19 protein-coding genes are annotated in these 18,267 nt (G+C 60.8%); 13 read left to right on the top strand and 6 right to left on the bottom strand.

Annotated elements, in window-relative coordinates:
* Positions 1–121: 121 nt before the first annotated feature.
* Positions 122–1,444 carry an urea ABC transporter substrate-binding protein gene (gene urtA, locus RSO67_RS24690; protein ID WP_092149862.1) on the bottom strand — a complete coding sequence of 441 codons (1,323 nt, stop codon included), beginning with the start codon at positions 1,442–1,444 and terminating at the stop codon, positions 122–124.
* Positions 1,445–1,934: 490 nt separating this feature from the next.
* On the opposite strand from urtA, the gene RSO67_RS24685 reads away from it, so the two are divergent.
* The 3 genes from RSO67_RS24685 (at position 1,935) to RSO67_RS24675 (ending at position 4,274) form a co-directional block, all read left to right on the top strand.
* A complete protein-coding gene (locus RSO67_RS24685) occupies positions 1,935–3,452 on the top strand; it encodes a DEAD/DEAH box helicase (RefSeq protein ID WP_089261529.1) in 1,518 nt (505 codons plus the stop codon).
* Between the two features lie 24 nt (positions 3,453–3,476).
* Positions 3,477–3,755 (top strand): translation initiation factor IF-1, encoded by a 279-nt coding sequence (gene infA / locus RSO67_RS24680; protein ID WP_068733922.1) that lies wholly within the window; start codon positions 3,477–3,479, stop codon positions 3,753–3,755.
* A gap of 306 nt (positions 3,756–4,061) precedes the next feature.
* Positions 4,062–4,274 carry a cold-shock protein gene (locus RSO67_RS24675; protein ID WP_011474122.1) on the top strand — a complete coding sequence of 71 codons (213 nt, stop codon included), beginning with the start codon at positions 4,062–4,064 and terminating at the stop codon, positions 4,272–4,274.
* 150 nt (positions 4,275–4,424) lie between these two features.
* Here RSO67_RS24675 and RSO67_RS24670 read toward each other — a convergent pair whose 3' ends face one another.
* From RSO67_RS24670 to RSO67_RS24655, 4 genes are all read right to left on the bottom strand, one after another.
* A complete protein-coding gene (locus RSO67_RS24670) occupies positions 4,425–5,048 on the bottom strand; it encodes a TadE/TadG family type IV pilus assembly protein (RefSeq protein WP_315840980.1) in 624 nt (207 codons plus the stop codon).
* A 17-nt stretch (positions 5,049–5,065) separates the two neighbouring features.
* Positions 5,066–5,614, bottom strand: a complete 549-nt coding sequence (locus tag RSO67_RS24665) for a TadE/TadG family type IV pilus assembly protein (RefSeq protein ID WP_315840979.1) — start codon at positions 5,612–5,614, stop codon at positions 5,066–5,068.
* 179 nt (positions 5,615–5,793) lie between these two features.
* A complete protein-coding gene (locus tag RSO67_RS24660; protein WP_315840978.1) occupies positions 5,794–6,300 on the bottom strand; it encodes a pilus assembly protein N-terminal domain-containing protein in 507 nt (168 codons plus the stop codon).
* A gap of 1,134 nt (positions 6,301–7,434) precedes the next feature.
* A complete protein-coding gene (locus tag RSO67_RS24655; protein ID WP_315840977.1) occupies positions 7,435–8,262 on the bottom strand; it encodes a sterol desaturase family protein in 828 nt (275 codons plus the stop codon).
* A 285-nt stretch (positions 8,263–8,547) separates the two neighbouring features.
* Between RSO67_RS24655 and RSO67_RS24650 the strand changes: the two genes are divergently transcribed.
* The 10 genes from RSO67_RS24650 to RSO67_RS24605 all read left to right on the top strand — a co-directional run bounded on the left by RSO67_RS24650 (position 8,548) and on the right by RSO67_RS24605 (position 17,390).
* Positions 8,548–8,712 (top strand): Flp family type IVb pilin, encoded by a 165-nt coding sequence (locus tag RSO67_RS24650; RefSeq protein ID WP_315840976.1) that lies wholly within the window; start codon positions 8,548–8,550, stop codon positions 8,710–8,712.
* A gap of 93 nt (positions 8,713–8,805) precedes the next feature.
* A complete protein-coding gene (locus RSO67_RS24645) occupies positions 8,806–8,940 on the top strand; it encodes a hypothetical protein (protein ID WP_315840975.1) in 135 nt (44 codons plus the stop codon).
* A gap of 75 nt (positions 8,941–9,015) precedes the next feature.
* Entirely contained in the window at positions 9,016–9,540 is a 525-nt protein-coding gene (locus RSO67_RS24640) for a prepilin peptidase (protein ID WP_315840974.1), read from the top strand.
* Between the two features lie 120 nt (positions 9,541–9,660).
* Positions 9,661–10,446 carry a Flp pilus assembly protein CpaB gene (cpaB, locus tag RSO67_RS24635; protein WP_315840973.1) on the top strand — a complete coding sequence of 262 codons (786 nt, stop codon included), beginning with the start codon at positions 9,661–9,663 and terminating at the stop codon, positions 10,444–10,446.
* 17 nt (positions 10,447–10,463) lie between these two features.
* Entirely contained in the window at positions 10,464–11,918 is a 1,455-nt protein-coding gene (locus tag RSO67_RS24630; protein ID WP_315840972.1) for a type II and III secretion system protein family protein, read from the top strand.
* A 23-nt stretch (positions 11,919–11,941) separates the two neighbouring features.
* Positions 11,942–12,676, top strand: coding sequence for a CpaD family pilus assembly protein (locus tag RSO67_RS24625; RefSeq protein ID WP_315840971.1), 735 nt, complete (start codon positions 11,942–11,944; stop codon positions 12,674–12,676).
* Complete coding sequence (locus RSO67_RS24620; RefSeq protein WP_315840970.1) at positions 12,673–13,941, top strand: CpaE family protein; 1,269 nt, start codon at positions 12,673–12,675, stop codon at positions 13,939–13,941. The genes RSO67_RS24625 and RSO67_RS24620 overlap by 4 nt, the downstream gene beginning before the upstream one ends.
* A 21-nt stretch (positions 13,942–13,962) precedes the next feature.
* The gene (locus RSO67_RS24615; RefSeq protein WP_315840969.1) at positions 13,963–15,420 is read left to right on the top strand and encodes a CpaF family protein; all 1,458 of its coding nucleotides are present in this window, start codon (positions 13,963–13,965) and stop codon (positions 15,418–15,420) included.
* Positions 15,421–15,430: 10 nt separating this feature from the next.
* Positions 15,431–16,405, top strand: a complete 975-nt coding sequence (locus RSO67_RS24610) for a type II secretion system F family protein (protein ID WP_315840968.1) — start codon at positions 15,431–15,433, stop codon at positions 16,403–16,405.
* Between the two features lie 10 nt (positions 16,406–16,415).
* A complete protein-coding gene (locus RSO67_RS24605) occupies positions 16,416–17,390 on the top strand; it encodes a type II secretion system F family protein (RefSeq protein WP_315840967.1) in 975 nt (324 codons plus the stop codon).
* 54 nt (positions 17,391–17,444) lie between these two features.
* On the opposite strand, the gene RSO67_RS24600 is transcribed toward RSO67_RS24605, so the two are convergent.
* The gene (locus RSO67_RS24600) at positions 17,445–18,248 is read right to left on the bottom strand and encodes a tetratricopeptide repeat protein (RefSeq protein WP_315840966.1); all 804 of its coding nucleotides are present in this window, start codon (positions 18,246–18,248) and stop codon (positions 17,445–17,447) included.
* Positions 18,249–18,267 lie beyond the last annotated feature (19 nt).

The raw sequence follows: 18,267 nt of genomic DNA, 5'->3' as shown, positions 1-18,267 counted from the left end.
GGCGACGGATTCACCGCCTTCTCCAGTTTTGGGAGTCTCGTGTCAGAAGAGTCTCGGGAGGATCATCATTGCGGGCGGAAAATGCCCGCAATGATGGAGAACACAGAACCTCAGAGCGAGATCAGGAACCCTGACCGCCGCACTTGTTGGTCTTGGTGTTGAAGTTGCCGCACTTCTTGCCGACCCAGTCGCCGATCAGGTCCTTGGAGCCGTCGAGCTCCTTCGACCATGCATCGCCAGCCACCAGCGCGGGGGTCTTCCAGACCACGTCGAACTGGCCATTGGCCTTGATCTCGCCAATGAACACCGGCTTGGTGATGTGGTGGTTCGGCAGCATCTTCGAGGTACCGCCGGTCAGGTTCTTGGCTTCGATACCGGGCAGAGCGTCGATGACCTTGTCGGCTTCGATCGACTTGGCCTTCTCGACCGCCTTCACCCACATGTTGAAGCCGATCACGGTGGCTTCCATCGGGTCGTTGGTCACGCGCTTCGGATTCTTGGTGAAGGCCTGCCATTCCTTGATGAACTTCTCGTTCTCAGGGCTCTTGATCGACTGGAAGTAGTTCCAGGCCGCGAGATGGCCGAGCAGCGGCTTGGTGTCGATGCCGGCGAGTTCTTCTTCACCCACCGAGAACGCAACCACCGGAATGTCGGTCGCCTTGATGCCCTGGTTGCCGAGCTCCTTGTAGAATGGAACGTTGGCATCGCCATTGATGGTCGAGACCACGGCGGTCTTCTTGCCGGCCGAGCCGAACTTCTTGATGTCGGCCACGATCGTCTGCCAGTCACTATGACCAAACGGCGTGTAGTTGATCATGATGTCTTCCTGCTTGACGCCCTTCGACTTCAAGTAGGCTTCGAGAATCTTGTTCGTGGTGCGCGGATAGACGTAGTCGGTGCCGGCCAGCACCCAGCGCTTCACCTTCTCGTCCTTCATCAGGTAGTCGACCGCCGGGATCGCCTGCTGGTTCGGAGCGGCGCCCGTGTAGAACACGTTACGCTCGGACTCTTCGCCCTCGTACTGCACGGGATAGAACAGGATGTTGTTCAGTTCCTTGAACACCGGGAGAACCGACTTGCGCGACACCGAGGTCCAGCAGCCGAACACGACGGCAACCTTGTCCTTGGTGATCAGCTCGCGCGCCTTTTCGGCGAACAGCGGCCAGTTCGATGCGGGATCGACCACCACGGCTTCGAGCTTCTTGCCGTTCACGCCGCCCTTCTTGTTCTGCTGATCGATCATGAACAGCACGGTATCTTTCAGCGTGGTCTCGGAAATCGCCATGGTGCCCGACAGCGAGTGCAGAACGCCGACCTTGATGGTGTCGTCTGCGGCTTTGGCCGGCGAAAATGCCGACAGGCCCAGAGCCAGACCCGTCGCGGCAGCCATCAGGCTCCGGCGCGAAATCGGCTTGGCTATAGCGTGAGTCAAATTGGTAATCATGTGCGGTCTCTCCCTGACGCAGACGAAATCAATGCGGAACGGCCCCACGGCCGGCGCGTTAAGGAGATCGCAAGAAGTGTGCCAGCCCCGGAACACACGTTAAGTGCTTGGGATTGTTCGCTGGTTTCCGATTTTCGCAAAACGCTGAGGCTGGCCTGTTTATTTTTTGTGCAGAAAAATTGATCATGCACACGGCAATCAGCTTAAATAATCACCAAAAATTGCCTCATGTCTAAATTTCATGCAGCGGTATTTTGTCGCTGGTTTTAACCCTCACGCCGATTGACCTTGAATCCGCCGCCTTGCTGTTCCATATCAATCGAACGACCTAGAGAATCATCAGGTCCTTGCGAGCCGCGTGTTCTGATCCCGTCTTTACTCTGATCTCCTCAGGGCAGTTCGACGGTTTCTGGCTTGCCCCTTCAGCTAACCAGAACTGACGCCCCAAACACGCGGGTGTCCCAGACACACTCGCGCGCTCCCTGGCCCCATGGTCTTTGAATCATGGCCGGGCGCCTGCTTTCACTTTGGAAAGATTAATCTTTTGACCACCTTTCAGGAATTCGGCCTCGCCGATCCCATCACCCGTGCGCTTAAAGAAGAAAACTACACCACCCCGACCCCGATCCAGGCCCAGACCATCCCGATTGCCATCACCGGCAAGGACGTGATCGGCATCGCCCAGACCGGTACCGGCAAGACCGCTTCCTTCGCGCTTCCTATCCTTCACCGCCTGCTCGAGAACCGCATCAAGCCGCAGCCGAAGACCTGCCGCGTGCTGGTGCTGAGCCCGACCCGCGAACTCTCCGGCCAGATCCTCGACTCGTTCAACGCCTATGGCCGCCATATGCACCTCGCATCGGCGCTGGCCATCGGCGGCGTGCCGATGGGCCGTCAGGTCCGTTCGCTGATGCAGGGCGTGGACGTCCTCGTCGCAACCCCGGGCCGCCTGCTCGACCTCGTGCAGAGCAACGGCCTCAAGCTCAACATGGTTGAGTTCCTGGTGCTCGACGAAGCCGACCGCATGCTCGACATGGGCTTCATCAACGACATCCGCAAAGTCGTCGCCAAGCTCCCGATCAAGCGCCAGACGCTGTTCTTCTCGGCCACCATGCCGAAGGACATCGCCGATCTTGCCGAAGCAATGCTCAAGGATCCGGCCCGCGTTGCGGTGACCCCGGTTGCCTCCACCGTGGAGCGCATCAGCCAGCGGATCATGCTGGTCGATCACTCCGCCAAGCCGACGATCCTCGCCCAGATCCTCAAGACCGAGACGGTCGATCGCGCACTGGTGTTCACCCGCACCAAGCACGGCGCCGACAAGGTCGTGAAGGGCCTCGAGCGCGCCGGCATCGCCGCCGCCGCGATCCACGGCAACAAGTCGCAGAACCATCGCGAGCGTACGCTGGCCCAGTTCCGCACCGGCGAAATCCGCACCCTAGTGGCCACCGACATCGCCGCCCGCGGCATCGACGTCGACGGCATCACCCATGTGGTGAACTTCGACCTGCCGAATATCCCGGAAACCTATGTCCACCGAATCGGCCGTACGGCCCGTGCCGGACGCGAAGGCATCGCAATCTCGCTTTGCGCGGGCGAGGAAATGGCGTATCTGCGCGATATTGAAAAGCTGATCCGCATTTCGCTTCCGAAGGAAGACCGCCGCACCCCAGGCCGCAACGACGTGGGGCCGTCGCCTTCCCAGAACCGTGGCGGTCAGCGCAACGGTCGCTCCGCCCCGCACGCACCACGCAGCAATGACGGAGCGCCCGGCAAGAACGCGCGCAATCGTCGTCGCCCTCATGGCGGCAACGGCGGCGCATCGCAGCCGAACCGCGATCATGGTCGGAACGAGAATGCGAGACACGAGAATGCACGGCATGAGCCGATCTCACGTCCGGCCAACCAGGCTGGAACCGCGACTAAAGAAGGGATGCAGGGCGTTGCCTTCCTGCACCGCGAAAGCCGACCGAATACAACCCCGAACCGCACCCAGCGGCCACGCTAACAGCCGATCGATCTGGAGCTAACAATGGCCAAAGAAGAGCTGATCCAGTTCGAAGGACTGGTGACCGAAATCCTCCCCGATGCACGCTATCGCGTGCAATTGGACGCAGGACACGAAATCGTCGCCTACACCGCCGGCAAGATGAAGAAGAACCGCATCAAGACGCTGGCCGGCGACCGCGTGACCATCGAGATGTCGCCTTACGATCTCGAAAAGGGTCGTCTGATTTTCCGCCACAAGGACGAGCGTCCCGGCGGTCCTCCGCGTGGCGCACCGCCGCGCGGTCAGTTCCGTCGCCGCTAAGCGCATCCAGCGTTTAAACTGTCGACAGTTTAAAGCGCAACGACAACCCATCCGCGCATCGGATCACTCGCGATGCGCGGATGGGTAAGCGTTCCTGACCGTTCGTGCGCAATCAAAAAATCGTGCGCGTCAGGATTGTTTTGAGGGGGCGCTTCCCCTAATATGAGTTAATCGATTTTCGGCCGGACGACATTATCTATCCCCCGGTGCAGCCGGTCTAGACTGACGACCCTTCCAAAAATTCGATGTCACCAGCCCACATTTGTTGCGTGGGCTACACTATATCTTTGAGAAGGGACTACCCCCATGAGCATGGGAACAGTGAAGTGGTTTAACGCGACCAAGGGCTTCGGCTTCATTCAGCCGGACGATGGTGGCAACGACGTGTTCGTTCACATCAGCGCCGTTGAGCGTGCCGGTCTCGGCACCCTGCGTGAAGGCCAGAAGATCAGCTACGAAATCGTTGCTGACCGTCGTTCCGGCAAGTCGTCGGCCGACAATCTCCGCGCCGCAGGCTAAACGTCACTCGCAAGCTTGATGCTTGCGAACTGATCGACTGAATACGAAAAGGCCGCGCTCTTGAGCGCGGCCTTTTTGCTGAAGCATGATCCAAAAACTGGATCGACGATCGTTCGCTGCAACTACAAATACGCGGCGCATGATCGCAAATTACGGCGTGCAGCTCGTCACCATCACGACGCATGAGGTTTGACGCGGTCGCGTGTACATCGCATCGGACAGCGTGAGCCCGCCCTTCGGCACGACCCAGCCGATCGTCGGCACGTATGTATAGTTGGCCTCGCCGAGGATCAGATACTGGTTCGGCAGATAGTTCCCATTGGCGTCCTTGACGATCAGATTGGTGGGAACCGATACGATATCGTTCACTTTCCTGACCACATCATTGCCATTCACTTTCCCGGTGGGAAAATCGCCGCGCGTCCACACCACCTTGGCGATCTTGGTCGACGGATCGATATAGACCTGACTGATCGACGCCTTGAGCTGCGTCTTGTCATAAGGCGTCAGCATCGCATCGGCGATGATGAAGAAATTCGAGACATCGGTTTCCGCCAGCGTCGTGTAGCGCGACGCAAGATCGGCCAGCCCCTGTGAGATCTGGCTGACCTTGCGATCAACGGCAAAACCGTTGGAAACATCCAGCATGCCGAAGAACATCAGGAACATCAGCGGAATGATCATCGCGAACTCGACCGCGGAGACGCCTCTCGTATCGTCTCGCAACAGCAAGGCCTGTCGCCAGGCTGCCAGTGCTGCCATACGCACGCGCATTGTCCCGATCCCTGCCATCACTGCGGCCCGGTAGCCGCCGTCGCGGCCAGCAGGCGCTTGCTGCTCGTCGTTCCACGACTGATATTGGCGATATTGTAGCCCAGGCCAGTCACATAAAGCGGCCACTGATAGAAGCCGCGCACGACCACCGTCTTGCTGGTCGGACAGGCCGGCGGCTGGTAGACGAGATTCGTCGACACATAGTTGCCGCTGGCGTCGATCGGATCCGAAATCGTGATCGCGGTGCCGGGATCGTATGACCGCACATCGATGTCGAGCTTGGTGCAATCCATCAATGCCGATGCGCGCGCGCAGATCGACGTCTTGAAATCGACGGCTGTAGCTGCAGCGGAACACGTATAAACCGACCGCGCAGCATCCTGGACGCCGGTTTCAAGGACCTGCCCCGCCAGAAACACCATGCCGGTTTCCATGATGGCGAAAATCAGCGCGAAAAAGATCGGCGCGATCATCGCGAATTCGACTGCGGCCGAGCCGCCGCTGTCGTGGCCGAAGCGGCGCAGCCGCCTGGCGAGCATCGCCATCGAGATCAGCGGTAACAGCATCTGCAAGTGCCTCGGTGATAGGAAATAGCTACCACCGAGATGTATCGGAAACAGATTGTTGAAGTGTTTCGCCGGATCGAGACAAGACGGCTCGATGGGTTAACCCACTGTTGACCATGTCTCCGCTGAACGATACCGCATGGGATGCGGCACCATTTGCGCGTTTACGAGATCACAGGTCAGTTGTTGAGCCTGGCGGCATTTCCTGCCGTTATGGCCTGAGTACTGAGAGTCCCGGCCTGCCCAATCGCGGATCTGAAGAAGGTCTCACCGTCACCCAGCCTCACGCGTCGCTGACATTCCGGCGTACAGGTATAAGTCTCACGCTCGACACCACGATAGACGGTGACGAGTTTGTCGGTCGGACCTTCGACCTGAACCAGCCGATCCATCAGGACAGCGCCCGTACGATCCATTGCGATCACATTGGTGGCGCCATAGCCCTTGCCGGTCACCACGACCATGCCGCCGGGCTGTAGCGTCACATCTGCAATCAGGGGGTTGCCGACCACAATGGTGGCGATCTTCTCAGGAAATTTGACGAGCTTGGCCTGATCGACGCTGACCGCGATCAGATCGTCCGCAGGGGCCGCAAGACCGCCCACCGGCAACAGCATGGTCCCTGCCACCAAGGCACGGGCCACAAACACCGCACGCATCCGCGCGCGCTTCGACTGAAACGACATCCTGTACTCCGGGACGATACAAGCCGACAAAAGCAGATACGCAGCGGTGCCGGCGCCCGACATGGCAAATGTGCCGTTAATTGATGAAGGAACTGGAAACGGCGGTGGCGGGGTGCATGATGGACGCTGTCCCGGCTTAGGAAGCCTAGATTGACGGGCCATTGCCCGGCAAACCAATTGGTTTGCCTGAGGGCGCACGAAGGCGGCGAAGCCACTGCAGTTCGAACCTCAGCACTCCAATTGGAGTGGCAGAGAATCCTGATCCAAGCTCGTCATTCCGGGGCGCTGCCCGCACTTGCCGGACGCGAACCCGGAATCTCGGTGTGTTTTGCGCTGAACAGGTCGAGATTCCCAACCACACCAATTGGAGTGGCTGAGGTTCGTCTGCGCGAAGGCGCGCAGCCGCCCCGGAATGACAGTGTGGGGCGGCAAGCAGCACCCGAACATTTTTCCTATTTTCCGTTGACAACATCCCCAAAAGGTTTATATTCCCTTCGTCCTGCCCCACCGAGAGGGGCGATCGCGATCGTCACGTTCGCGGGGTGGGATGCGGTGGACGCCGGAGATGCGGCGTTACGCGGTTCATGGGGTGACGTCTGTCTTCGGGCAGGACGGATCTGCGCCAGCACTGCCACTGGCAAGGAGACGGCCGGCCTTGAGATGGAAAGACCCCTGGACAGTGTGACGGACGACCAAATCGAAACGCGTCCGGCTTACTCGCTTGAGGCTCCCTGTCCCTCCGCCGTGGGACCATCATTTTGGTGATCGGACCGTTCGCCAAGGCAAAGTGCAAGCAGGCTGAAAAAACACCGTATGCGGAACGTCGGGCACTTGCTCGGCGCCTCCGAAAGTCCTGATGCACGCTCAATTGCGGAAGACCGCATTCGCATCAGGCCCAAGGGTGCAACGGGCACCTGGCGTTCCGCACGCCCTCTCACAGGAGGGTGGGAATGCAAGACACGACGGCGCCCCCGCGCCGCAAACAACAGGGGTGATGACGCATGTCTGAAGCGCAGTGGCTGTTTGACTTTGAATGCGCAACGACGCACAGGCGCCAGATGCATCCCTCCCTCAAGCATTGTTTAGCAATGCGCCGTGGCTCCGCCGCTTGGGGGAGAGAGAAGGAAGAGCGCCCTACTGCTTGAACGGATAGACCAGCTGGCCGGTGAATTCAGTGGGCAACGGCTCGCCATCAACACCGTAATTGTCCGGCAGTTCGCCCTTCGGCATGCGGAAGGTCCCGAACATGATGTCCCAGATCGGAAACGTGCCGGCGAAATTGGTGTTGCCGCCGCGCTCCTGCGAGGTGTGGTGCCAACGATGAAACACCGGCGTCGCCAGCACATATTTGAACGGCCCGAGGGTCCAGTTCAGATTGGCGTGCACGAAAGCCGAGTGGAAGGTCGTGAACGGTCCGACCCACAGCATGATGTTCGGCGAGATACCCGCCATCAATAGCAGCACGTCGACGGCGACGGTACCGAGAAACAGGTTGACCGGATGAAACCGTGCAGCGGAGATCCAGTCCACCTCTTCCGACGAGTGATGGATCGCGTGGTATTTCCAGAATCCGCCGCCGTGATACATCCGGTGCAGCCAGTACAGCATGAAGTCGGACGCCACGAGGAAGAAGATCGCCTGTACCCAGAGCGGCATCTGCGCCAGCGGCCCGTGGCCATTGTCGTAGAAGGCGATCAGTTCATCGGCATCGTGAATATTGAAGACGACGGCAGCGCCGACCACGAGGAGTCCGATCCGCACGACGCGGGTGATCAGCGGCACGAAGAACCAGTAGACCACGTCGGTTACGATCTCCGTCTTGCGCCACCAGTGCTTGCCGGGATTGCAGGCCCAGAAATGCGTCAGCACCGTAAAGACCACGGCCAGAGCCAGTGTGATCGGGACCACCTTCATGATGGTCTCACCGAACATATTCAGGATATCGAAGGGGAGTGTCGTCATCGCGGCCTCGCGGTATTCGAAGGCCAAGAGTTACCGCGGTATGCTTAAGGAGCAATGAAGCGAAAAGGACACGCGTGGTGTCATCAAACCCAAGTCATTCTAAAATCGTCTTAAGTAGGTATTTACCGTGCAAAAGAAGAGACAAATGCGACCGACTTTCATCAATCGAATTAACCGCACTGCAATTCCCCACTCCTAGTGTTCCCTCATGGTCACGGTGCTGAGAACGCCGGGGAGACCAGGCATCACGATCGACAGCCACGTGCACATATGGAGTTTTGTATTATGAAGAACCTCGTTTCGCGTTTCATGAAGGATGAGTCCGGCGCCACTGCTATCGAATACGGCCTGATTGCTGCCGGCATCTCGCTGGCCATCATCGCAATCGTTAACGGCCTCGGCTCGAACCTGAACGGCAAGTTCGGTCAGATCAACACCTCGCTCAAGTAAGCGACTGTTACGAGTGCACCAAAAGGCTCCGGTGTCCGGAGCCTTTTTTGTTTCCGAATGCTGCTGACCGTCGCCTTCAGGATCGTTCTGCGTATGAGACACCCCGACATTCCCCGCTCCGTCCTGCAGGGACTTCAGATCTCGCTCCGCGACCCTGCCGGCTTGGTCTGCGCCGCATTGATCCTCGCGCTGGTCGCCGTTGCGATCCGGATCGCCAGCGTTTGGTAAATTCTTTCTTGTTGTCCGATTGTTCATTTCTGCTGGCTAGGTTTTCCGTCGTCGCCGCAACGGGCCTTTGAAGCCATGATCCTCGATTTGACGCGCCTTCTGCTGTTCCCGGGCCTGATGGCCTATGCGGCGATCAGCGACCTTTTCACGATGACCATTTCGAACCGCATCTCGCTGCTGCTGGTGGCGGGCTTCGCCGTATTGGCGATCTTTGGCGGAATGGGTCTGCAGGGTGCGCTGTCGCATCTCGGAGCAGGGGCATTGGTGCTGGTGGTCGCTTTTACCTGTTTCGCGTTCGGCTGGATCGGTGGCGGCGATGCCAAGCTCGCCGCAGCGGCGGGACTGTGGTTCGGCTTCGACCATCTCGTGAACTACCTCGTTTACGCCTCGCTGTTCGGCGGCGCGCTCACGTTGCTGCTGCTGCAATTCCGTCAGTGGCCACTGCCCTACGCGCTCGGCGGCCAGGCCTGGCTGATGCGTTTGCATCACAAGGAAACCGGCATCCCCTACGGTATTGCCCTCGCCCTCGGCGCACTGCTCGTTTACCCCGACACCGGATGGGTGAAGACGATCAACCTGGCACGTTTCGCGCTTCACTAAAATCGGAACTTTCTATTAACGCGATTTAGATACCGCTCATTAACCATGCTTTGACGAATAACTGGTCAACTCCCGTTACAGCGGCGGCAGCGTCGCGGCGTAATGTGGAAAGTGAAGCGTATGAATACCGCACGCATTGTGGTCCTCGCCATTGCACTCGGCGCTGGCAGTGTGGCGCTATATCTTGCGAGCACATCGGACGCACCGCCCCCCCCTCAGGTCGCCGAGGCCCCGACAACTGACGTCCTCGTTGCCAAGGCCGATATCGCGCTCGGTCAGGCACTAGGTCCCGATGATGTCCAGTGGCAGTCTTGGCCCGCATCGGCGGCGAGCACCAACGTCATCAGCCGTAACAGCCGCCCGGACGCCGCGGCGCAAATCGCCGGCTCCATCGCGCGTTCGGCCTTCATTGCCGGCGAACCGATCCGTGAACCGAAACTTGTGCGCGCAAATGGCGCTGGCTTCATGGCCGCCGTTCTGCCGACCGGCATGCGTGCCGTCTCCACCGAAATTTCGCCGGAAACCGGCGCCGGCGGTTTCATTCTGCCGAACGACCGCGTCGACGTGATCCTGTCGAAGCGCGAACGCGGCGGTGATCGCGGCGGCATGGAGGTCATAAGCTCCGAGATCATCTTGAACAATATCCGCATTCTCGCCATCGATCAGGCGCCCAAGGAAAAGGACGGGCAGAATTCAGTCGTCGGCAAGACCGCAACGCTCGAATTAAAGCCCGAACAGGCCGAGTTGCTCGCCCGCGCGCGGCAGAGCGGCACGATCTCGCTGGCGTTGCGGGCCCTGGTCGACGCCAACGCGCCTCCGCCGGTTGAAGATCCCAATAGCGGCAAGCGCGACAGCATTAGCATCGTGCGTTACGGCATCCCGTCGACCGCGACCATGACGAAGTGATCGAGAGGACGCAGGCGATGAAGCGCATCACAACAGGCGGATCGATGCGGGCTCTTGCAGCCCACGCGCTGTCGCTCACCGCCATCACGGCGCTCGCGATCAATCCCGTATTGACGCCAGTTTTCGCGGCCGACGCCACGTCTATGCAAGCCGGCAGCGCCGGCCCCTTGAACGCAAAATTCCTGCCGCTCGGCATCGGCAAGTCGATCGTCATCGACCTGCCGCGCGACATCAAGGATGTGCTGGTCGCCGATCCCAAGATCGCCAACGCCGTCGTGCGTTCGGCGCAGCGCGCCTACATCATCGGCGCGACCGTAGGCCAGACCAACATCGTATTCTTCGACGTCACCGGCCAGCAGATCGCCGCCTACGATATCGCCGTCACGCGCGACCTGAACGGTATTCGGGCCGCGCTCAAGCAGACCATGCCCAATTCGGATATTCGCATCGAAGGTCTCGGCGATGGCGTAATGCTGTCGGGTACGGCATCGAGCCAGGTCGAAGCGCAGCAGGCCGCGGACCTCGCGGCGCGCCTCGCCGGCGGCATGGACAAGGTCGTGAACAGCATCTCGGTGCGCGGGCGTGATCAGGTCATGCTCAAGGTCACCGTCGCCGAAGTCCAGCGCAACATCGTCAAGCAACTCGGCGTTGATCTGTCGGCATCGATGAGCTACGGGACGTCCGTCGTCAACTTCAACAATAGCAACCCGTTCACGGCGCGCGGCAGCAGCCTGGTCTCCGATAATGCCCTCAAGGCATCCTTCGGATCGACGCCATCCGTCACGGCGACGCTGAAGGCGATGGAAAACGCCGGCGTCATCCGGACGCTCGCCGAGCCCACGCTGACCGCGATCTCCGGCGAGACCGCCAATTTCCTTGCGGGTGGCGAATTTCCGGTCCCCGGCGGCAATACCTGCGATCCCACAACGCGGATCTGTACGACGCAGATTACCTTCAAGAAATTCGGCATTTCGCTGGGCTTTACGCCGGTGGTTCTGAGCGAAGGTCGTATCAGCCTGCGTGTCGGCACCGAAGTCTCCGAGCTATCGCAGGAAAATTCCGTCACGATCAGCGGAACGTCGATCCCGGCGATCAAGGTCAACCGTGCGGACACCACGCTCGAGATTCCGTCCGGCGGTTCGATGGTAATGGCCGGCCTTATCAAGCAGCAGACCAAAGCGGCCATCAGCGGCCTACCGGGCATGTCGCAATTGCCTGTGCTGGGCACGCTGTTCCGCAGCCGGGATTACGTCAACAACAACACCGAACTGATGGTCCTGGTCACGCCCTATGTGGTCCGCGCTGTCGCGCAGAAGGATCTCTCGCGTCCGGATGACGGCTTCGTGGATGCGTCCGATCCGCAGGCCGATCTGCTCGGCAACGTCAACCGCATCTATGGCGCACCGCACCGCACCGAGCCGACCCAACCGATGCGCAGCTATCGCGGCGTTTTCGGCTTCATCACGGATTGAGACGGGGCAAGTATCAGATGACCATGATCAATCACACAGCGATACATTCTTCGCGCACGCGGACTGCCACGGGCGCGCTGCTGTTCCTGGCGCTTGCGCTCGGTGGCTGCAAGACCGTTGCGCAGGACGCCACGTCGAGCATACCGGACGATTACCGGCTGCGGCATCCCATCGTTGTCGAAGAACGGGCCAAGACCACCGAGGTCTTCGTCGGCAGCCAGCGCGGCGGCCTGTCTGCCACACAGCGCGCGGATGTCATATCGCTCGGTCAGGACTGGTTGCGCGAAGGCACCGGTGTCATCACCGCGGAGGTGCCGGTCAATACACCGAATGCACGCGCCGCCAAAGAGTCTTATCGTGAGGTTCATTCACTCCTGATGGCGATCGGCGTGCCGCAGAACGGCGTCCTGATGCGCAGCTATCAGCCGAGCGATCCGCGTATGTTGCCGACCATCCGCGTCAGCTATCCGCTGATCGGGGCTTCGGCCGGTCCGTGTGGCACCTGGCCCGACGACCTTGCGTCATCGATCAAGAACAAGGGCTATCTCGCGAACAAGCCGTATTACAATCTCGGCTGCTCGCAGCAACGCAATCTCGCCGCCATGGTCGCCAATCCTTCGGACCTGGTTCAGCCGCGCGCCGAGACCCCTGTCTATGCCGGCCGACGTACCGTCGTGCTGGACAAGTATCGCAAGGGTGAGAGCACCGCGACGACCTATCCCGAAGACAAGACCAAAATCAGCAATGTGGGCCAATGATTAGCTACGCGCAGAAAACCGCAGACGAGCAGCCCTCCGCCGCAACACCCGCGGCAGAGGAGCATATTGCGCCGGCACCGCGCGTGTCGGTGCAGGCGTTCTGCGAGACAGTGGAAACCGCTGCCGCTGTGCAGGCCGCTGCCGAAGACAGGCGTTTGGGCAAGGCTCACATCAAGATCCAGATGGGCGGCATGCCTGCGGCCATCGAGGCCTATCGATCGGCACCGACGCCGAACGTCATTGTTCTCGAGACCGAGCCGCGCGGCGACATTCTCGCTGGCCTTGATCAACTGGCGACGGTTTGCGATGCCGGTACCCGCGTTGTGGTGATCGGCAAGGTCAACGATGTCACGCTCTACCGCGAGCTCGTTCGTCGCGGCGTCAGCGACTACGTGATCGCGCCTGTTGCGACGATCGACGTCGTTCGTTCGATCTGCGGACTGTTCTCGGCGCCGGAAGCCAAGGCGGTCGGCCGCATCATTGCCGTGGTCGGTGCCAAGGGCGGCGTCGGCGCGTCCACCATCGCTCACAACGTCGCCTGGGCGATCGCGCGCGATCTGGCGCTGGACTCCGTTGTCGCCGATCTCGATCTCGCTTTTGGAACTGCCGGGCTGGACTACAACCAGGACCCACCGCAGGGCATCGCCGACGCAGTGTTCTCGCCGGATCGTGTCGACACCGCCTTCATCGACCGACTGCTGTCGAAATGCACAGATCATCTCAGCCTGCTGGCTGCCCCCGCCACGCTGGACCGCGTCTACGACTTTGGCAGCGAAGCCTTCGACTCGATCTTTGACACACTGCGCTCGACGATGCCCTGCATCGTGCTCGACGTTCCGCATCAATGGTCGGGCTGGACCAAGCGGGCACTGATCGGCGCGGATGACATCCTGATCGTCGCGGCGCCGGATCTCGCCAACCTGCGCAATACCAAGAACATGTACGATCTGATCAAGGCCTCGCGCCCCAATGATCGCGCACCCCTGTACTGCCTCAATCAGGTCGGCGTTCCAAAGCGGCCCGAAATCAGCGCCAGCGAATTCGCCAAGGCCATCGAGACACCGCCGATCGTTACGATCCCGTTCGATCCGCAGATGTTCGGCTCGGCGGCCAACAATGGTCAGATGATTGCCGAAATTGCCGCCGGCCATCGCACCACCGAACTCTTTCTGCAAATTGCGCAGCGGCTGACCGGCCGCGGCGAGGCCAAGAAGCCACGAGGATCCTTCCTGGGTCCGTTCCTGGAGAAATTGCGGTCGAAGTAATTCACCGCATGGAGTGTTGTCGTGTTTGGTAAGCGTAGCGGAACAGATACCGATGTCCGGGCCGTCAAGCCCGCCGGCGCGCCGGAGCCCTCTCCCGGCGCGCTGGCTGCGTCTGCGCCACCGGCTGTGTCATCGCCGCCGCTGTCACCCGCGCGCGCCGCACCTGCGGCCCCCGTCATCGCAGAGCGCCGCTCCGAAAATTACTATCAGGTCAAAGCGACGATTTTCGGCGCCCTGATCGAGGCGATCGACCTCGCGCAGTTGGCCAAGCTCGACGGCGAATCCGCGCGCGAGGAAATCCGCGACATCGTCAACGAGATCATAGCGATCAAGAACATCGTGATGTCCATTGCCGAGCAGGAAGAACTGCTCGACGACATCTGCAACGACGTGCTCGGTTACGGGCCGCTCGAGCCGCTTCTGGCGCGCGACGACATCGCCGACATCATGGTCAACGGCGCCGGCACGGTGTTCATCGAAGTCGCCGGCAAGATCCAGAAGACCGGCATCCGTTTCCGTGACAATCAGCAGCTGCTGAATATCTGCCAGCGCATCGTCAGCCAGGTCGGCCGCCGTGTCGACGAATCTTCACCGATCTGCGACGCTCGTCTTGCCGACGGTTCACGCGTCAACGCCATCGTACCACCGCTGGCCATCGATGGTCCCGCGCTGACGATTCGTAAGTTCAAGAAGGACAAGCTGACGCTCGAGCAGCTGGTCAAATTCGGCGCGATCTCCCCGGACGGCGCCCAGATCCTCCAGATCATCGGCCGCTGCCGCGCCAACGTGCTGATCTCCGGCGGTACCGGTTCGGGCAAGACCACCCTGCTGAACTGCCTCACCAACTATATCGACGACGACGAGCGCATCATCACCTGCGAAGACGCCGCTGAACTTCAGCTGCAGCAGCCCCACGTGGTGCGGCTCGAAACCCGACCGCCGAACATCGAGGGCGAAGGCCAGGTCACGATGCGCGAACTGGTGCGCAACTGTCTGCGCATGCGTCCGGAGCGGATCATCGTCGGCGAAGTCCGCGGACCCGAGGCATTCGACCTGTTACAGGCGATGAATACCGGCCATGACGGCTCGATGGGCACCCTCCACGCCAACAATCCGCGTGAAGCGCTGTCGCGCTGCGAATCCATGATCACCATGGGCGGCTTCTCGCTACCCTCGCGCACCATTCGCGAAATGATCTGCGCGTCGATCGACGTCATCGTTCAGGCCGCCCGTCTGCGCGACGGTTCGCGCCGCATCACGCACATCACCGAGGTGATGGGCATGGAAGGCGACACCATCATTACACAGGACCTGTTCGTCTACGACATGGTCGGCGAAGACGCCAACGGCAACATCATCGGACGGCACCGCTCGACCGGCATTGGCCGCCCGCGGTTCTGGGATCGTGCCCGCTATTACGGCGAGGAGAAGCGGCTCGCGGCGGCGCTCGATGCTGCTGAAGTCATAGCGCCGAACTGAGGAGCGAATGATGAACATGCAGGCGCTCGCATTGGCATTCATGGCCAGCATCGCTGTCGGCGGTCTGGCCTGGGTTTTTCTCTATCCGCTGTTGTCCGGCGAGAAGAAGGCCGAAACCCGCCGTGCATCGGTCGCGCGGACGGAGCCCGTGGCGCGCCAGGTCGACAGAAACCAGCGCTCCCGGCGCGAGCAGGTCGAAGGATCGCTCAAGGAAGTCGAAGCACGCCTTCAGAAGGAAAAGAAGGTTCCGCTCGGAATCCGAATCGCGCAGGCCGGCCTCGACTGGAGCGACCAGAAATTCATGGTGATCTCTGGCATTCTGGGAGGCGGAAGCTTCCTGATGACCATTATATTTGGCGGTGGTCTGCTCGCGGCCGCCGGTCTCGGATTCGCCGCCGGCTTCGGCCTGCCGCGCTGGATTCTCGGCTTTCTCAAGAAGCGGCGCGAGGCGGCCTTCCTCAAAGCACTTCCAGATGCCGTCGACGTCATCGTTCGCGGTATCAAGGCCGGCCTGCCACTGTTCGATTCGATCAAGGTTGTCGCCGCCGACGCGTCGGAACCCCTACGCAGCGAATTTCTTGCCATCATCGAAACTCAGACGATCGGTATGCCGCTCGGCGAGGCCTGTGCGCGGCTCTATGAGCGCATGCCGCTTCCGGAGGCTAACTTCTTCGGCATCGTCGTCGCGATTCAGCAGAAGTCGGGTGGCAACCTCTCGGAAGCTCTCGGCAATCTCTCCAAGGTGCTGCGCGACCGCAAGAAGATGGCCGAAAAAATCCAGGCGATGTCGATGGAGGCCAAAGCGTCCGCCGGCATCATCGGCTCGCTGCCGCCGATCGTGATGTTGCTCGTCTATCTCAGCACGCCTGAGTATATTTCGCTGCTGTGGACTCATCCGACGGGCCGCCTGATGCTGGCGGCCTGCGTGGTCTGGATGTCCTGTGGCATCTTCGTCATGAAGCGCATGATCAACTTCGACTTCTGATGGTGCTGACATGATCGATATCCTGATAGCAAAGCTCCACGACGTTCGTTTCATGACGATGATGCTGGCAGCGATAGCTGTTGCGGCGACGGCTTACAGCCTGCTCACGCCGTTGTTCGCCGGCGATGGCCTCGCCAAGCGCATGAAGGCGGTCGCCAGCGAGCGGGAGCGGTTGCGGCAACGCGAGCGGGACCGCATGGCGAAAGGCGAGAGAGTGTCGCTGCGCCAGACGCCGAAGCAACTCGTCTCCAAGGTCGTGACCGACTTCAACCTCGGCAAGTGGCTGGCGCAGGAAGCCGCGCTCGACAAGCTGGTCATGGCCGGCTATCGCGGCCAGGCGCCCTATATCACCTTCCTGTTCTTCCGCGCCGTGACACCGATCGTGTTCCTGGTCTTCGCGATCCTCTACGTGTTCGTGATCTCGCGGATGGAGCAATCGATGCCCATCAAGATCGGCATGTGCCTCGGTGCCGCCTATCTTGGCCTGCAGGCGCCGATGATCTTTCTCAAGAATGCGATCTCCAAGCGCCAGCTATCGATCCGCCGCGCATTTCCGGACGCTCTCGATCTGCTGCTGATCTGTATCGAATCCGGCATGTCCATCGAAGTCGCATTTCGCCGCGTGTCCATCGAGATCGGCTCACAGTCGGTGGCGCTGGCCGAGGAATTCACGCTGACCACGGCCGAACTGTCTTACCTGCAGGATCGCAAGGTCGCATATGAGAACCTCGCAAAGCGCACCGGACTTGAAGGTGTCAAATCGGTCTGTCTGGCGCTCATGCAATCTGAACGCTACGGCACCCCGCTCGGTCAGAGCCTTCGCGTGATGGCGCAGGAAAACCGCGACATGCGAATGAACGAGGCTGAGAAGAAGGCCGCCGCGCTGCCGCCCAAACTGACCGTGCCGATGATCCTGTTCTTCCTGCCAGTTCTGTTCGTCGTCATTCTCGGCCCGACGGGCATCAAGGTCGCAGCGATGCAGTGAGGCCGGTGAGCTTGGCCTTGCTCAACGTCATTGCGAAATTTGACCTGCGAGAAATTACGACCGACGCAGTGCGTCGTCGTCCCGGGCGCCCAAACGCGGCGTGCCCTTACTGCTCAGCATCTGCTTGAGATAGGCGACATTCGCCGCTGCTTCGTCTGGCGGCAGGTCAGCCCGCACGATGGATTCCGCTTCACCGAACCGGCCCTGCAGGCCAACCACGAGACCGAGATTCTGGCGGACGCGCGGATCGACATTGCCGCGGCCCTGCGCGCGGCGCAGCGTCGCCTCGGCCTGCGGCAGATCCTTCGAGAGCATATAGGACAGACCGAGATTGGAGAGCACGGACGGCTCCTCCGGCCTGATCTTCAGAGCGCTGTCGTAATAACGGCGGGCTTCGTCATGCCTCCCCATCTGGTCAAGGACGGCGCCTTGTGCCGAGAGGATGCGCCAGTCCGGATTGGCCGGGCTATGCGCGGTGGTCAGAACGTCGAAGGCGCGCTGGAAGCTGCCGGCGTCGGCCAGCGCGCGGCCGTAGCCTGCCAGCAGCGGCCTGTTGCCGGGATTCGTCAGGGTCGCTTGTTCGAACACGGACACAGCCTGGGCGCGTTGGCCATTGGCGCGCAGCGCCTGGCCGTAGCGCAAGGCTATGTCGGCGTCCTTCGGGTTCGCCCGGTAGCGTTCGCCATAGACTTCGACGGCACGGGCGGGATCGGCATCGGCTGATGCTTCCGCCCGAGCGCCAAGGGAACCGGTGATATCGGACATGCCCGCCGTCTTGCAGCCGGCAAGGCCTGCGGCCAGGATCGCGGTCACCGCCGCGGTCGTCAAAAGCCGGGCAAGACAAGGGGGCTGACGCATGACAGGTTGACTCAACAAT

Origin of the sequence: Tardiphaga sp. 709 (assembly GCF_032401055.1) — a bacterium.
In the GTDB taxonomy this organism is placed as follows: Bacteria; Pseudomonadota; Alphaproteobacteria; order Rhizobiales; family Xanthobacteraceae; genus Tardiphaga.
The sequence above is the reverse complement of the archived record's forward strand: the minus strand, read 5'-3'. Positions and strand labels throughout refer to the sequence as shown.

What these genes read in the sequence shown, in the direction of transcription:
- urtA (WP_092149862.1), bottom strand. Translation starts at nt 1,444, where the DNA reads ATGATTACCAATTTGACTCACGCTATAGCCAAGCCGATTTCGCGCCGG.
- RSO67_RS24685 (WP_089261529.1), top strand. Translation starts at nt 1,935, where the DNA reads ATGGTCTTTGAATCATGGCCGGGCGCCTGCTTTCACTTTGGAAAGATT.
- infA (WP_068733922.1), top strand. Translation starts at nt 3,477, where the DNA reads ATGGCCAAAGAAGAGCTGATCCAGTTCGAAGGACTGGTGACCGAAATC.
- RSO67_RS24675 (WP_011474122.1), top strand. Translation starts at nt 4,062, where the DNA reads ATGAGCATGGGAACAGTGAAGTGGTTTAACGCGACCAAGGGCTTCGGC.
- RSO67_RS24670 (WP_315840980.1), bottom strand. Translation starts at nt 5,048, where the DNA reads ATGCGCGTGCGTATGGCAGCACTGGCAGCCTGGCGACAGGCCTTGCTG.
- RSO67_RS24665 (WP_315840979.1), bottom strand. Translation starts at nt 5,614, where the DNA reads ATGCTGTTACCGCTGATCTCGATGGCGATGCTCGCCAGGCGGCTGCGC.
- RSO67_RS24660 (WP_315840978.1), bottom strand. Translation starts at nt 6,300, where the DNA reads ATGTCGTTTCAGTCGAAGCGCGCGCGGATGCGTGCGGTGTTTGTGGCC.
- RSO67_RS24655 (WP_315840977.1), bottom strand. Translation starts at nt 8,262, where the DNA reads ATGACGACACTCCCCTTCGATATCCTGAATATGTTCGGTGAGACCATC.
- RSO67_RS24650 (WP_315840976.1), top strand. Translation starts at nt 8,548, where the DNA reads ATGAAGAACCTCGTTTCGCGTTTCATGAAGGATGAGTCCGGCGCCACT.
- RSO67_RS24645 (WP_315840975.1), top strand. Translation starts at nt 8,806, where the DNA reads ATGAGACACCCCGACATTCCCCGCTCCGTCCTGCAGGGACTTCAGATC.
- RSO67_RS24640 (WP_315840974.1), top strand. Translation starts at nt 9,016, where the DNA reads ATGATCCTCGATTTGACGCGCCTTCTGCTGTTCCCGGGCCTGATGGCC.
- cpaB (WP_315840973.1), top strand. Translation starts at nt 9,661, where the DNA reads ATGAATACCGCACGCATTGTGGTCCTCGCCATTGCACTCGGCGCTGGC.
- RSO67_RS24630 (WP_315840972.1), top strand. Translation starts at nt 10,464, where the DNA reads ATGAAGCGCATCACAACAGGCGGATCGATGCGGGCTCTTGCAGCCCAC.
- RSO67_RS24625 (WP_315840971.1), top strand. Translation starts at nt 11,942, where the DNA reads ATGATCAATCACACAGCGATACATTCTTCGCGCACGCGGACTGCCACG.
- RSO67_RS24620 (WP_315840970.1), top strand. Translation starts at nt 12,673, where the DNA reads ATGATTAGCTACGCGCAGAAAACCGCAGACGAGCAGCCCTCCGCCGCA.
- RSO67_RS24610 (WP_315840968.1), top strand. Translation starts at nt 15,431, where the DNA reads ATGAACATGCAGGCGCTCGCATTGGCATTCATGGCCAGCATCGCTGTC.
- RSO67_RS24605 (WP_315840967.1), top strand. Translation starts at nt 16,416, where the DNA reads ATGATCGATATCCTGATAGCAAAGCTCCACGACGTTCGTTTCATGACG.
- RSO67_RS24600 (WP_315840966.1), bottom strand. Translation starts at nt 18,248, where the DNA reads ATGCGTCAGCCCCCTTGTCTTGCCCGGCTTTTGACGACCGCGGCGGTG.